Genomic DNA, 14,343 nt, shown 5'->3' with positions numbered 1-14,343 from the left:
TGGTTTACGTGGGTCTGTTTTTGACCCTGCCGGGTGGTATTTTTCTGAGGCCGGGTCTCGGCCCGGCGGCCGACTGCCCTTTCTTGATTCGCCAAGAAAGGTCAGATCAAAGCAGGCGACCCGAATGTCCGCGACCCTCCGCTTCGCTGCGGGCAACCTGCGCTGACATACGGGGAGTGGGGAGTGGGCATGGAGCGGGCCTTCGCTTCGCTCGGCCCGTTTTGTTCTTTTTAGCCCTCTGCTGTGAATCCCACGCGCTTGACGATGGGTCCCCATTTGGCGAGTTCGGACTGCAGCAGCGCGGCCAGTTCGGCGGGGGTGGAGGATTGGGCGTCCAGGCCGAAGGTGGCCAGGCTGTCCACCACGTCGGGCGTGGCCAGGGCCTTGCGCATGTGGCCGTTCAGGCGCTGCACGGTCTCGGCGGGGGTCTTGGCTGGCACGAAGAAGGCGAACCATTCGCTGTGCGCCATGTCCTTGTAGCCCTGCTCCACCAGCGTGGGCACCTGGGGTGCGAAGCGGCTGCGCTTGGCGCCGCTGACGCCCAGGATGCGCATCTTGCCGCCGGCCAGGTGCTGCAGCATGTCGCCCACGGGGCCGCAGACGGCGGAGACGTTGCCGCCCAGCATGTCCAGCAGCGCCGGCTGGGTGCCGCGGTAGCCGGCGTGCTTGAAGTCCACACCGGCATGCTGGCCCAGCAGGGCGCCGATGAAGTGCGGCGTGGAGCCGGGCGCAGGCGAGCCGAAGTTGGCGCCTGCGGGGTTGGCCTTGGCCCAGGCGAAGAATTCGGGCACGGTGGTCACGCTGGCGGGCACGGCGGGGCCGACGGCGAAGCCGAAGTCGAATATGCAGCCCACGGTGACCGGCGCCAGGTCGGCCACCGGGTCATAGGGCAGCTTCTTGTAGATGTGCGGGTAGATGGACAGCATGGACGTGGGCGTCTGCAGCAGGGTGGCGCCGTCTGCGGGCCGGCCCTTGACGTAGCTGATGGCGATCTGACCGCCCGCGCCGGTGCGGTTTTCCACCACGGCGGTCTTGGCATAGCCCGACAGCTTGGTGCCCACGCGGCGGCAGATGGCGTCCGAGGTGCCTCCGGCCGCGAAGCCGGTGATGATGTTCAGGGTCTCGATGGGGCCCTGGGCCTGCGCCCAGGCCTGCTGGCCCAGGCTGGCCAGCAGCGCACCCGCTCCAGCGGTGCCCAGCCATTGGCGGCGGTCGATGTTCATGCGTATGTCTCCGGTTGAAATTGAAACTCTGAAAAAAAACAGTGGGGGAACAGCGGGGGAAATGCGTGCCAGCCCGGCGGCTTCAACTGTCGTCGCGCAGCCAGACCACCTGGCCCGAATGCGTGACCGCGCCCTGGTGGGCCGGGCGCACGGTGAGCGCGTATTTTTCCAGCACGCCGCCCAGCGGCGGCATCTGGCGGCGCGCGGCGGCCGATTGTTCCAGACGTGCGGCCAGTTCGGCCTCGCCGATTTCCACCGTGATGCTGCGCGCATCGGCGCGGGCGTCGATGGCGATGAGGTCGCCGTCGCGCAGTGCGGCAATGGGGCCGTTGTCGGCGGCCTCGGGGCCTGCGTAGCCGATGCACAGGCCGCGCGTGGCACCGGAGAAGCGCCCATCGGTCAGCAGGGCCACCTTGTCGCCCATGCCCTGGCCATACAGCAGTGCCGTGATGCCCAGCATCTCGCGCATGCCGGGGCTGCCGCGCGGGCCTTCGTTGCGGATGACGATGACATCGCCGGCCGTGTACTGCATGGCCTGCACGGCGGCCTGGGCCTGTTCCTCGGACTCGAAGACGCGCGCGGGGCCCCGGTGCACCAGGGTCTTGAGGCCGGCCGTCTTCAGCAACGCGCCATCGGGGCAGAGGTTGCCCTTGAGCACGGTCAGGCCACCGTCGCGCGTGATGGGGTTGCCGGGCGTGCGCACCACCTCGCCATCGGGCGGCGCGGCATCGGCCAGTTCTTCGGCCAGGGTGCGGCCCGTGAAGGTGAGCGCATCGCCGTGGACAAAGCCCTGCTCCATCAGCGTGCGCAGGATCACGCCGGCACCGCCGATGTAGTACACGTCGCGCGCCAGGAAGCGCCCGCCGGGGCGCAGGTCGGCGATCAGCGGCGTGCGCGCGAAGATTTCGGCCACGTCGTCCAGGTGGAAGCGGATGCCGGCCTCATGCGCGATGGCCGGCAGGTGCAGGGCGGCATTGGTCGATCCGCCCGTGGCGCTGACCACGGCGCAGGCATTCTCCAGCGCCCGGCGCGTGATGATGTCGCGCGGCAGCGGGCCGCCGCCTTCGGCGCTGGCCCACACGGCCTGCATGAGCTGGCGCGCGGCGCGGCGCATCAGCGGTGCGCGCTCGCTGAACACGGCGGGCACCATGCTGGAGCCGATGGGCGCCAGGCCCAGCGCCTCGCTCACCATGCCCATGGTGTTGGCCGTGAACTGGCCTGCGCAGGCGCCGGCCGTGGGCAGGCAGGCGCGGCTCATGGCCTCCAGGTCCTGCGCCGTGGCGGTGCCGGCCAGCACCTGGCCGATGGTCTCGTAGGTATCGACCACATTCAGGTCGCGCCCGTGCACGCCGGGCGCCTGTCCCGGCAGGGCCGAGCCGCCATGCACGAAGACGCTGGGCACATTGCAGCGCACCATGCCCATCATCAGCCCCGGCAGGTTCTTGTCGCAGGCGCCGATGGCGAAGATGCCATCCCACTGGTGGCCGCGCACCGAGGCCTCCACGCTGTCGGCGATCAGCTCGCGCGAGACCAGCGAGAACCGCATGCCCGAATGCGCCATGGTCAGCCCGTCGCTGACCGACACCACCGGGCATTCATGCGGCGTACCGCCCCCGGCATAGATGCCGGTCTTGGCATGCTGGGCCTGGTCGCGCAGGTTGAGGTTGCAGGGGCTCATCTCCCCGCCCGTGTGGAACACGCCGATGTGCGGGCGCTCCATGTCTTCGTCGTCCTGGCCCAGGGCATGCAGGAAGCTGCGCGTGGTGGCACGGATGGTGCCGGAGCGGATCAGGGCGGAGCGAAAAGGCGTGGGCTTGGGCGTGGCCGCTGCCGGGCTGCCGCCGGTGGTGCTGGTGATGCCGGCTGTGGTGGTGGAGGCGGCCAGCGATGCGGAGGCGCTGGACTCGGAAAAGACGTTGTCGGGGGAGGCAGGTTTCTTGTTCATACGCGGGACGGAAAACAGCCGCCCACCATAGCGGGGTCTGCGGATTTCCCTATGAGCATTTACACCAGATCGTGTCGCCCGGGAGTCGCCCGCATACCACCCTTGTGTCGCCCCGGCTTAGAGGATGGCCTGAAGGCCTTTGTCGGCGATGACGTTGAGCAGCTTGAGCGCCGGTCCGGCGGGACGGGTTTCGCCCTGCTCCCATTTGCGCACCGTGGAAGCCGTGGTGTGCAAATGCAGCGCAAACACCGGTTGGCTGAACTTCAAAGTCTCGCGCAGCTGTTTGATGTCGGCCGCCTCGAACTCCCGCACCGGGGGAGGACAGATCGCGTCGAACTCGCGCATCGTCACCTTGTCGATGGCGCCCGCCTCGTACAGCGCAGCCAGATCGCCGCGCAGGGATTCAATGATCTTGCTCACAATGCACCTCCAACAAAACGCCTGACTGCAAGGCCGCCGACAAGGCCTGGGTGGACAGGTCCAGAAACAGCTTGCCTGCAAACCTCAAAGCCCTCTGTTCTTCCTGTGTGATGTTCGCCTTGTCGTTCTTGGTGAAACCATGCAGGAAGATGTATCGGTTGCCGATTCGTGCCGACAACAGCGTTCGATAACCCCCACTCTTGCCAGCGCCTGGACGCGCCACCCGCTTCTTGTAGAGAAAGCCCCCCAGGTCCGCGTCGATCAGCCCTCTTTCCATCTCCCTGACCGCCTTGCACAGCGCGGTATCGGGCAGTTTCTCGCTCGCCTGCCATCGGGAAAAGTCCTTGCGTTTGAGAACGCGCGCCATGCCAGCCTCCCAACTATACCCGTTACGGGTATGTATTTCACCTTCATACATATCACCACAGGGTAGAGCCTGCGAATTTGAAGTGCTGCCTCGTGCCTGCCTCATTCAAGCCCCTGTCGTTTCTCCTTGGCCTGACTGCCAGCCCGCTTGTCCGCCTTGTCGGGAAGACACGATAAAAAAAGGCCCCGGAACAAACTTCCGGGGCCTCAAAACCGATGCCAGCCCGCGCTGCAGCGGACCAGGCATCGTGCACAACAACTGCGCTGTACTCGTGAATCAATCCATCCAACCGGCCCCTCAGCGCGGCACCAGGAACGTGCTGTGCGCCTGCTTGGAAAGCGCCGGATCACCCACCGCCGTGGCCGTGATCTCCACGCCGTGCGAGCCAGGGCCGGCCGCGCCATAGGGCGCCTGCAGCCGCACCACGACCCAGCGGTCCTGGGCCGCACCCACGTCCACCTCGGTCTCCGAAGCCACGCGCAGGCCTTCGATGCCCGAGGCCGACAGCACATAGCGCTGGTCCTGCTCCGTGGCATTGCCGATCTGCACGCGGTAGATGTTCTCGATCTGGCCGCCGGCCACGATGCGCGACAGCGTGCCCCGGTCGCGCACCACGTCCACCTTCAGCGGCGTGCGCAGCGCCAGGCTGGCCACCATGGCCGTGGAGATGGCCACCAGCGCCGTGCCGTAGATGAGCACGCGCGGGCGGAAGATGCGGCGCACCAGCTCGCTCTGGCGCCAGCCCCGGGCCACGCCGTTCTGCGTGGACAGGCGGATCAGCCCGCGCGGGTAGTGCATGCGGTCCATGACGCTGTTGCAGGCGTCGATGCACAGGCCGCAGCCGATGCACTCGTACTGCAGGCCGTCGCGTATGTCTATGCCCACCGGGCAGACCTGCACGCACAGCGTGCAGTCGATGCAGTCGCCCAGGCCCTGGGCCCGGTAGTCCACGCCCTTGTGGCGCGGGCCGCGCGATTCGCCGCGTGCGGTGTCGTAGGTGACGACCAGGGTGTCCTTGTCGAACATGGCGCTCTGGAAGCGCGCATAGGGGCACATGTGCTTGCAGACCTGCTCGCGCAGGAAGCCCGCGTTGCCGTAGGTGGCCAGCGCATAGAACAGCACCCAGAAGATCTGCCACGCGCCGGTCAGCGCCAGCACCTCGGGCAGCAGGCTGCGGATGGGCACGAAGTAGCCCACGAAGGTCAGCCCCGTCCACAGCGCAATCAGCAGCCACAGCGCATGCTTGCCGCCACGCCGCGCGATCTTCTCCGGACCCCAGCCGCTGGCATCCAGGCGCAGGCGTGCGCTGCGGTCGCCCTCCAGCCGGCGCTCCACCCACATGAACAGCTCGGTGTAGACCGTCTGCGGGCAGGAAAAGCCGCACCACAGCCGACCCGCCACCGTGGTGAACAGGAACAGCGCCAGCGCCGAGACGATGAGCAGCACGGCCAGGTAGATGAAATCCTGCGGATACAGCAGCCAGCCGAAGATGTAGAAGCGCCGCTGCTCCAGGTCGAACAGCAGGGCCTGCCGGCCGTGGATCTGCAGCCAGGGAATGCCATAGAAGAACAGCTGCGTGAGCCAGACCATGGCCCAGCGCCAGTTGGCGAAGCGCCCCGAGATGGAGCGCGGCTGGATCTTGCGGCGAGACTCGAACAGCGGGGAATCCGCGCTGGCGTCGGCGATGGGAATCACCTTGCGCGGCGCGGGCCGCGGCCGGGGGGCTGCGGCGGTTTCATCGGGAAGCGGTTTCGGTCGTTCTGACATGCGGGGCCTTCGCCCCGGCCGGTGCGCCCGTGATGCGGGCTTGTCATGAATTGCCGGGGACTGCCTGGACTATGCCCAGCGCCCTGCTCCGCGGGTAGCAGCAGATGCGGTGAATTCGACCGTATCAGATGGAGCTTCAGGCCTGGGGAGCACGAAGACGCGGCACCGCCAGCCGCAACCCCCACGCCACCAGGCACAGCCCCAGCAGCGACGTCAGCGTGCCGATGCGCACATCGGCCTGGAGCACGCCCCAGCGGCTGAAGATCTCCGTCCAGTCATGGTCGCCGCCGCCCACCAGCGGCAGGACCTGGGCGCGCGCGTCCTTCATGTAGCGGGCCACGTTCATCAGGTTCTCGCCCAGCCACATCAGCGAGGCGATCCAGCCCGTGCGCTGGCCCTGCCTGCGGAAATGGCGCATGAACAGGGCGGGGAACAGCAACTGGAACAGCGTGCCGCCGTAGACCGAGAGATGCTGCGAGAACAGGGCCACCAGCGGGTGCCCGGCCTCGTGCAGCGCGAGGTTGGCGTTGTCCAGCAGCATCAGCCAGCGGTCCTCGCTGAAGAAGTGGCCCCAGATGATCCAGGCGCCGAAAGCCGTCAGCGCGATGGCGGCAGGGCGTGTGACCGGCGTCCATTCGACCGGGTCGTCGAAATCGTCGAGGTCGGCGCCGCGCTTCATGGCGCCAGCAACGCCGTTGCGTTCAAAGGGCATGCCAGCGGCTTGGCGGGGCACATGCGAGGTCGGCAAAAAGGGGCAGGCGCAGGATGCATGGCGGCAGTGTTCCGGAGAGTGGGAGGAAGATAGCAGGTTGCACCGGCACCGGGCTGCCGCGTTGCAATCCATCCCGGACAGGTTCTGGCAAAGTCGGGCATCCGCATCTTCAAGCCAAGGAACATCCACACCATGAACCTGCGCCCCTTATTGCATGAGCTTGTCCGCCAGCATGGCCTGGACCGCAAGGCCGCCGTGCAGCTGTTTGCACTGGCGGGATTCGAGCAGGAACCGGCCGCCCTCAGAACCCGCCTGTGGCCCGTGGTGGCCTTGCTGGGCGCGGCGCTGGGCGGGCTGGGCATCGTGCTGTGGATTGCCGCCAATTGGGAGAGCATGGGCCGCATGCAGCGCTTTGCCCTGCTGCAGGGCTTCGTGCTCGTGATGTGTCTTGGCGCGGCATGGCGCGCGGCGGCGCGCGTGCCGCTGTCCGTGCTGGCGTTGCTGGGCACGGGTGCGCTGTTCGCCTTTTTCGGGCAGACCTACCAGACGGGAGCGGACCCCTGGCAGCTGTTTGCGCTGTGGGCAGCGCTGACCCTGCCGCTGGCCCTGGCGGCGCGCAGCGATGGCGTCTGGGTGCCCTGGGTGGTGGTTGCCATGACGGGCATTGCGCTATGGGCGCAGGCCCATACGCCGCAGTTCTGGGAGGTGGAGTCGCGCGACCTGGGCGTGCATGCCGTGGCCCTGGGCGCCGCCCTTGCCGTCACCGCGGTCATGGCACCGGCCCTGCGGCGCTTCACGGGCGCGGGGCTGTGGGCCTTGCGCGGCGCGGGCGCACTGGCGCTGGCGATGATCACCTCCACTGCCATCAGCGGGCTGTTCCACAGCACGGTGGCGCCGCAGTACCCGCTGGGGCTGGTGCTGCTGGCAGGCGCGGCGGCGCTGGCGGGCCTGCGCAGGCATTTCGATATCTTTTTGCTCAGCGGTGCGGCGCTGGGCCTGAACGTGCTGCTGGTGTGCGGCCTGGTCTATCTGCTGCTGGAAAAACTGGGGGCGGACTTCACGGGCATGCTGCTGCTCGTCGGCCTGGGCGCTGCGTGCCTGCTGGCGGCCACGGTCAGCCTGGTGCTTCGAATGTCACGCAACGCGGAAGGAGGCCTTCAATGAGCCACGAGCACGACACCCTGCTGCGCCAGGCCGTGGACCAGGGCATCCTGCCGCCTGCCGCCTTGCAGGACCGCCGCCCTGCCGCCAACGACCGCCATTGGGCGGTGGTGCTGCTCACGGCGCTGGGCGCCTGGCTGGCCCTTCTTCCCTTGCTGATTCTGTTTGCGTTTGCCCTGTCCGACTGGATAGAGCGCGGCGCCGGCACCTATGTGATCGGCGCCATGATGCTGGCCGCAGCGGTGGCCGTGCTGCGGGCCGAGGAGCTGCCCGTCTTCCTGGAGCAGTTGGCCCTGCCTGCCATGCTGACCGGCGCCGGCCTGCTGGGCTTTGGCCTGGCGCGCGACCTGTCGGGGCAGGCTGCGGCCGCGATAGGCCTGGCCATTGCGCTGGCCTGCACGGCCGCCATTGCAAGGCCCTGGCTGCGCGTGCTGCTGGGCGCCGCCTGCGCGCTGCTGTTTTGCACCATGCTCTGGCCGGACAACGATCCATCCACCCTGTACGCAGGCCTGCCGACCTGGGTCATCGTGCATGCGGCGCTGCTGCTCTGGATGCTGCTGCTGGCAGCCCAGTGGCGCGCTCTGGGGCAGTCTGCAGCACAGACCCGCATGGCGGCGGCGCTGGAGCCCTTTGCCACGGGCTGGCTGCTGGCGGTGCTGGCTGGCCTGGCCTTTCTGTCCGGCAGGAGCTTCATGGTGGCCGGCGTGCTGGGCGGCGGCCTGGCGGGCGAGCTGGCGCAGGAAGCCGCCCCGAACATCTCCATGGGCGTTCTGACGCAGGCCGGCTCGGCCGTGCTGGCCCTGGCAGCCGCCTGGTTCGCCCAGCGCGCATGGCCCACGCTGCGGCAGCCGCGCGCCGCCGTGGCTGCCGTGGTGCTGGCCGTGCTGAGTGCCTTTCTGCCCTGGCTGGGCGCCTGCTTGCTGGCGCTGGCGGTGACCGGCACCAGCGGCCGCTGGCGGCAGGCCGCAGCGGCCGCCCTGGCTGCGGCCTGGATCGTGGGCAGCTTCTACTACCAGCTGGCCTGGCCATTGGCGACGAAGGCCATGGTGCTGGCCGGCTGCGGCGCCTTGCTGGGCCTGCTGGCCTGGGCAGGGCCGCGCGCCGCAGTCCTGCCGGGCAGCGCGGAGACCGCCGCCGCATCGGGCGCCGCGCTCCTGCAGCGCTGGGCGCCGTGGCTGGTGGTGCTGACGGCGGCCTGCACGCTGGCGGTGGCCAATATCGGCATTGCGCAGAAGGAGCGCACCATCGCCCAGGGCCGCAAGGTGTTCGTGGAATTGGCGCCGGTGGACCCGCGCTCCCTGATGCAGGGCGACTACATGCGCCTGAACTTCCGCCTGCCTTCCGAGGACAGGGACGTGGAGAAAGAGAATCTGCGCAGCGGACGCCTCTACGCCATCGGCAAGCTCGATGAGCAGGGCGTGGTGCAGTGGCTGCGCACCGGCACGGCCAGCGAGCCGCTGGCGCCCGGCGAGCAGCGCTTTGAACTCACCCCGCGCGGCGGCCGGTGGACGCTGGTGACCGATGCCTGGTACTTCCGCGAAGGCGATGGCCAGCGCTGGGAGCAGGCCCGCTACGGCGAGTTCCGCGTGGAGCCCGACGGGCGCGCGCTGCTGGTGGGCATGGCGGACGCGCAACTGCGCCCCATCGTCCCCTGAGCGCACCACGCAAATCACTCGAAACTGTCGCCCTCGGCCAGCGGCGCATGCCGGTAGCTGGCCGGCGTGCGGCTGAGCTTGACGGGCGCGCCCAGGCCCCGGTAGCCGCCCTCCATCTCCACCACCATCTCGCGGTGCAGGGTATGCGGGTGGTTGAGCGCCGCGTCCACGCCCAGCACGGGCGCGGCGGGCACGCCGATGGCCATCAGCGCATCGGCCAGCGCGGGGCCGTCGCAGGACTGCAGGGCCTGCTCCAGCAGCGGCTTGAGCGCATCGCGGTGGTGCGAGCGCTGGCCGGCCGTGGCAAAGCGCTCGTCGGCCACCAGTTGCGGGCATCCCAGATGCTCGCACAGCAGGCGGAACTGGCGGTCGTTGCCCACGGCCAGGAAGACCGGCGTGGTGCCCGTGGCAAAGCTGTCGTAGGGATAGATGTTGGGATGGGCGTTGCCCGATCGCCCTGGCGTCCTGCCGCTCATGAACCAGTTGCCCGCATGCGGGTGCAGCAGCGAGATGCCGCTGTCGTACAGCGAGACATCGACCAGCTGGCCCAGGCCGCTGCGCTGGCGCTCCTGCAGCGCCAGCAGCACGCCGATGACGCCGTTCATGCCCGTGACCATGTCCACCACGGGCAGGCCCACGCGCAGCGGATCGCCGCCGGCCTCGCCGTTGACGCTCATCAGCCCCGTCATGGCCTGGATGGCCGCGTCATAGCCGGGCCAGGCACCCAGCGGACCATCGGCTCCGAAGCCGCTGACGCGGCACCAGATGAGGCGCGGAAAGCGCTCGCGCACCTGCTCCCAGCCAATGCCCCACTTTTCCATGGTGCCGATCTTGAAGTTCTCCACCACCACGTCGGCCTGCTCCATCAGCGCCAGCACGGCCTGCTGGCCTTCGGGCTGGGACAGGTCCAGGAACTGCAGCCGCTTGTTGCGGTTCAGGCCCCGGTAGTAGGAGGACACTCCGTCCTGGAACGGCGGCCCCCAGGCGCGCGTATCGTCGCCCTGCGGCGGCTCCACCTTGAGCACGTCGGCGCCGTGGTCGCCCAGGATCTGGCCGCACAGCGGGCCGCCAAGAATGCGGGAGAGGTCGAGGACACGGATGCCCTGGAGCGCTCCCGCGCGTCTATTTGTGTTCATGGGGATACTCTCGTCAGTCGAGCTTCGCGCCGGAGGCATCGACCACGGCCTTCCACTTGGTCACTTCCTGCGCGATGAAGGTCGACAGCCCTGCTGGCGACAGATCCGATGCCGGCTCCAGCCCCTGGTCGGCAAAGGTCTTGCGGATGCGCTCGCTGCCCAGGGCCTTGCGGAAGACCGCGTTCAGCGTCTCGATGCGGTCGGCCGGCGTGCCGGCCGGTGCCACCACGCCGAAGAACACGCTCACGTCGTAGCCGGGCAGGCCCTGCTCGGCGATGGTGGGGATGTCGGGCATGGCCTGGGAGCGCTTTTCCGTGGCCACGCCAATGGCCTTGAACTTGCCGGCCTTGATGTAGGGCATGGCGGTGAGGATGTCGGTGAAGGTCATGTTCACCTGCCCCGCCAGCAGGTCGTTGAGCGCCGGGCCCGTGCCCTTGTACGGGATGTGCTGCAGCGAGGTGCCGGCCATCTTGTTGAACAGCACGCCGGCCAGGTGCGAGGAGGCGCCGTTGCCCGAGGACGCATAGTCCAGGCTGCCCGGCTTGGCCTTGTCCTGGGCAATCAGCTCCTGCACGGTGGTGGCCTTGGTGGCCGGATTGACCACCAGCACATTGGGCAGGTGGCCCACGCGGATGATGGGCGCGAAGCTGGTCTGCGGGTCGTAGTTGATCTTGCGGTACAGGTGCTTGTTGATGGCCAGCGGCCCCGAGGTGCCGAACATGATGGTGTAGCCGTCGGGCCTGGCGCGGGCCACGAAGTCGGCGCCGATGTTGCCGCCCGCACCGGCCTTGTTCTCCACGATCACGCTCTGGCCCAGCGTCTCGGTCAGCGCCGTGGCCAGCACGCGTGCCATGGCGTCCGTGGGCCCGCCGGGCGGGAAGGGAACGACGAAGCTGATGGGCCGCTCGGGAAAACGCTCGGCCAGTGCGGCGGCCGGCAGCGCGGCGGTGGCGGCGAGCGCACAGGCGCACAGGAATCGGCGTTTCTGGAAGGACGGCTTCGGGTCAGTGCAAGGCATGGTGTTTGTCTCCGGTACTTGTGTGGTCATCCCTGTGGACGGGATGTGTGTTCTGGGTCGGTGCGGTCGATGGGCTCAGCGTGTCCAGCCTTCGGGCAGGTCGCCTGCCGCCAGCGGGTCGCGCGGCAGCACGCGGTGCAGCAGCACCAGCTGGGCCCAGCGCATGCGTTCGGCACTGCGTGTGCAAGAGGCCTCCCAGGCCATGGCCGTGGCCGTGAAGCAGTGGTACAGGCCCGAGGCGGCGGCGCGCGCCAGGCGGTCACCGCCCTCCTCGGCCGCGCGCAGGGCCAGGGCCGCAGCCTTGTCCATGCTGGCCGACAGCGCGGCCTTGAAGTCCGTGGCCGCCTCGGTCTGGGCCAGCAGCTGGGCCGCGTGGTCGCGCAGCACGGGCAGCGAGCCTTCGCGCTTGATGGCGCGGATCACGTCCAGCGCCACGATGTTGCTGGTGCCTTCCCAGATCGATCCCAGGTGGGAGTCGCGCACCAGGCGCGGATCGCTCCACTCCTCGATGTAGCCGCAGCCGCCGCGCACCTCCATGGCGTCGCCCGTGACCTTGCGCGCGTCGCGGCAGGCGCGGAACTTGATCATGGGCGTGAGGATGCGCAGCAGCGCGTAGGCGCCGTCTTCGCCTGCGTCCGAACGCTGCAGCGCCTGGGCCGTCTGCAGCACCATGGTGCGGGCCTGCTCGGAGTAGATGCGCAGCTTGTCGAGCTGGCGCTGCATCAGCGGCATGTCCTGCAGGGCCTTGCCGAAGGCGCGGCGCTCGCGCGCCACGTACTCGGCCTCGGCCACGGCGCGGCGCATCAGCCCGGCCGAGCGCACGCCGTTGGACAGGCGCGAGTTGTTCACCATGTCGGCCATCTGCACGAAGCCCCGGCCCTGCTCGCCCACCAGGTAGGCGACGGCGCCGTCGAGCACGATCTCGCCGCTGGCCATGGAGCGCGTGCCCAGCTTGTGCTTGAGCCGCACGATGCGGTAGTGGTTGGCCGAGCCGTCATCGAGCCGGCGCGGCAGCAGGAACAGCGAGATGCCCTTCATGCCCGCCGGCGCGCCTTCCACGCGCGCCAGCACCATGGCGAAGTCGGCATCGGGGTTGGAGCAGAACCACTTGTCGCCCGACAGGCGCCAGCTGCCGTCGGCGGCCGGGCGGGCCAGCGTCTGGGTGTTGGAGATGTCGGAGCCGGCCGCCTGCTCGGTCATGAACATGGCGCCCTGGGCCTGGTCCTCGAAGCGCAGCTGCGTCATGCGCGGCCAGTACTTCTCGACCAGGGCCGGCTCGCCGTACTTGCGCAGCGTGCGCGCCAGCGAGTCCGTCATGGACAGCGGGCAGCACAGGCCGAACTCGGCCTGCACGAACAGATAGGTCAGTGCGTACTTGGCCAGCGGCGGCAGCTTGCCATCCCAGCCCAGCACGCCCGTGCGGTGCGACATGACGGCCAGGCCGAACTCGCCATAGGCAATGCGCTCCATCTCCACATAGGCCGGGTGCTTGACGATGCGCTGCGCATCGCGCCCCGTGCGGTCGCGGTGCTCCAGCTCGGGCGGATTGCGGTCGGCGGTCAGCGCCCATTCATCGATCTCGCGGCCGGCCAGCGCGCCCATGCGCTCCAGATAGGGCTGCAGATGATCGTTCACCTCGGGCGGCAGGTACAGCGCCAGCAGCGGCTGCAACTGCGAATCGGTGGTGTACAGGTTGCTGCCGTGGCGGTCGGGCACGGCCTGGAAAGCCTGGGCGGGGGAAGACTGCATGGCGGCCAGCGCCTGCGGTTCGGGGTTCATGGTCTGTCTCCTGTGCGGGAACCGGGCCCGGGCGCATGGGCTCCGGGTCTTGGGGATGCCCCCATTCTTGGAAACAGTCCTATTCGAGTCAAATATCGATAACGTATTGATCAATAGTCAAACCGGATAGAACGCCATGGAGCTGAGACAACTGAGGTACTTTCTGGTGCTGGCCGAGGAGCTGCACTTCAGCCGCGCAGCCCAGCGCCTGTCCATCTCCCAGCCGCCGCTGAGCGTGGCCATCCGCCAGCTGGAGGAGGAGTTGGGCGCCCAGCTGTTCGAGCGCACCAGCAAGGAGGTGCGGCTCACGGCCGCCGGCAAGCACCTGCGCGTGCAGGCCCAGGACATCATGGAGCAGGCCCAGCGCGTGCGCCAGGACATGCGCGCCATCGCCGACGGCGTGCAGGGCCGCATCCGGCTGGGCTTTGTGGGTTCGGCCATCTACCGCGGGCTGCCCGAGGCGCTGGAGAGCTTTCGCACCCGGCACCCGCTGGTGCGCATCGACATGCTGGAGCTCAACAGCGCAGAGCAGATCGCCGGCCTGCAGCAGGAACGCCTGGACCTGGGCCTGCTGCACGCCACGCGCCCCGCGCCAGGCCTGCAATCACACACCCTGGTGAGCGAGCCCTTCATGGCCTGCCTGCCGGACAGCCACGCGCTGGCCGGACTGCGCAAGCTGCAGGTGCGCCAGCTGGCGGGCGAACGCATGGTGCTGTTCTCGCGCCAGGTCTCGCCCGACTACCACCAGCAGATATGGCAGATCTGCCAGAGCGAAGGCTTCACGCCCGACCTGCACCATGAGGTGAGGCACTGGCTGTCCGTGCTGTCCCTGGTTTCGCTGCGTCAGGGCGTGTCCCTGGTGCCGGCCTGCCTGCAGCGCGTGGGCTTCCCGGGGCTGGCCTTCGTGCCCATCCAGGGCCGGCACCCGCAGTCGCAGATGCAGGCCATGTGGCACCCGGGCCATGTGCAGCCCCTGGTCGAATCGCTGCTGGCCCATCTGCGCGACAGCGTGGGCAGGCTGGGACAGCAGCCCTAAACGCCACACCCTTGCTCAGTTCACTCTGTCCAAAACCGGCGTGACCCAGAGGCGAGGGACACCGAGCAAGGGCCGCCCCGCCGCCAGGGTGTCGTCCCCCTTGCAGGGGGAAGCCGCATAGCGG

12 protein-coding genes are annotated in these 14,343 nt (G+C 68.8%); 3 read left to right on the top strand and 9 right to left on the bottom strand.

Annotated elements, in window-relative coordinates; genetic code table 11:
• Nucleotides 1-230: 230 nt before the first annotated feature.
• The 6 genes from ACN20X_RS11575 to ACN20X_RS11550 all read right to left on the bottom strand — a co-directional run bounded on the left by ACN20X_RS11575 (nucleotide 231) and on the right by ACN20X_RS11550 (nucleotide 6,434).
• Nucleotides 231-1,223 (bottom strand): Bug family tripartite tricarboxylate transporter substrate binding protein, encoded by a 993-nt coding sequence (locus ACN20X_RS11575; RefSeq protein ID WP_012204371.1) that lies wholly within the window; start codon nucleotides 1,221-1,223, stop codon nucleotides 231-233.
• 82 nt (nucleotides 1,224-1,305) lie between these two features.
• Nucleotides 1,306-3,168: a dihydroxy-acid dehydratase gene (gene ilvD / locus ACN20X_RS11570; RefSeq protein WP_203399743.1), complete on the bottom strand. Its 1,863-nt coding sequence runs from the start codon at nucleotides 3,166-3,168 to the stop codon at nucleotides 1,306-1,308.
• 117 nt (nucleotides 3,169-3,285) lie between these two features.
• On the bottom strand, nucleotides 3,286-3,588 hold the full coding sequence (locus ACN20X_RS11565) for a helix-turn-helix domain-containing protein (protein WP_016450218.1): 303 nt from the start codon (nucleotides 3,586-3,588) through the stop codon (nucleotides 3,286-3,288).
• Nucleotides 3,572-3,955, bottom strand: coding sequence for a type II toxin-antitoxin system RelE/ParE family toxin (locus ACN20X_RS11560; protein ID WP_016450217.1), 384 nt, complete (start codon nucleotides 3,953-3,955; stop codon nucleotides 3,572-3,574). Before ACN20X_RS11560 ends, ACN20X_RS11565 begins: the two co-directional genes overlap by 17 nt.
• A 297-nt stretch (nucleotides 3,956-4,252) precedes the next feature.
• On the bottom strand, nucleotides 4,253-5,722 hold the full coding sequence (gene ccoG / locus ACN20X_RS11555) for a cytochrome c oxidase accessory protein CcoG (protein WP_016450216.1): 1,470 nt from the start codon (nucleotides 5,720-5,722) through the stop codon (nucleotides 4,253-4,255).
• A gap of 136 nt (nucleotides 5,723-5,858) precedes the next feature.
• Nucleotides 5,859-6,434, bottom strand: coding sequence for a hypothetical protein (locus ACN20X_RS11550; protein ID WP_034368158.1), 576 nt, complete (start codon nucleotides 6,432-6,434; stop codon nucleotides 5,859-5,861).
• A 192-nt stretch (nucleotides 6,435-6,626) separates the two neighbouring features.
• Between ACN20X_RS11550 and ACN20X_RS11545 the strand changes: the two genes are divergently transcribed.
• A complete protein-coding gene (locus ACN20X_RS11545; protein WP_016453918.1) occupies nucleotides 6,627-7,598 on the top strand; it encodes a DUF2157 domain-containing protein in 972 nt (323 codons plus the stop codon).
• Entirely contained in the window at nucleotides 7,595-9,250 is a 1,656-nt protein-coding gene (locus ACN20X_RS11540; protein ID WP_473210623.1) for a GDYXXLXY domain-containing protein, read from the top strand. The genes ACN20X_RS11545 and ACN20X_RS11540 overlap by 4 nt, the downstream gene beginning before the upstream one ends.
• A gap of 14 nt (nucleotides 9,251-9,264) precedes the next feature.
• On the opposite strand, the gene ACN20X_RS11535 is transcribed toward ACN20X_RS11540, so the two are convergent.
• The 3 genes from ACN20X_RS11535 to ACN20X_RS11525 form a co-directional block, all read right to left on the bottom strand.
• A complete protein-coding gene (locus ACN20X_RS11535; protein WP_473210622.1) occupies nucleotides 9,265-10,386 on the bottom strand; it encodes a CaiB/BaiF CoA transferase family protein in 1,122 nt (373 codons plus the stop codon).
• 13 nt (nucleotides 10,387-10,399) lie between these two features.
• Complete coding sequence (locus ACN20X_RS11530) at nucleotides 10,400-11,404, bottom strand: Bug family tripartite tricarboxylate transporter substrate binding protein (protein WP_016453921.1); 1,005 nt, start codon at nucleotides 11,402-11,404, stop codon at nucleotides 10,400-10,402.
• A 75-nt stretch (nucleotides 11,405-11,479) separates the two neighbouring features.
• Nucleotides 11,480-13,183 (bottom strand): acyl-CoA dehydrogenase family protein, encoded by a 1,704-nt coding sequence (locus ACN20X_RS11525; RefSeq protein WP_016453922.1) that lies wholly within the window; start codon nucleotides 13,181-13,183, stop codon nucleotides 11,480-11,482.
• Nucleotides 13,184-13,319: 136 nt separating this feature from the next.
• Between ACN20X_RS11525 and ACN20X_RS11520 the strand changes: the two genes are divergently transcribed.
• Nucleotides 13,320-14,219 (top strand): LysR substrate-binding domain-containing protein, encoded by a 900-nt coding sequence (locus tag ACN20X_RS11520; protein WP_473210621.1) that lies wholly within the window; start codon nucleotides 13,320-13,322, stop codon nucleotides 14,217-14,219.
• Nucleotides 14,220-14,343 lie beyond the last annotated feature (124 nt).

It is taken from the genome of Delftia sp. PX-1 (assembly GCF_055797465.1).
This window is presented reverse-complemented; position numbering and strand designations above follow the sequence as displayed.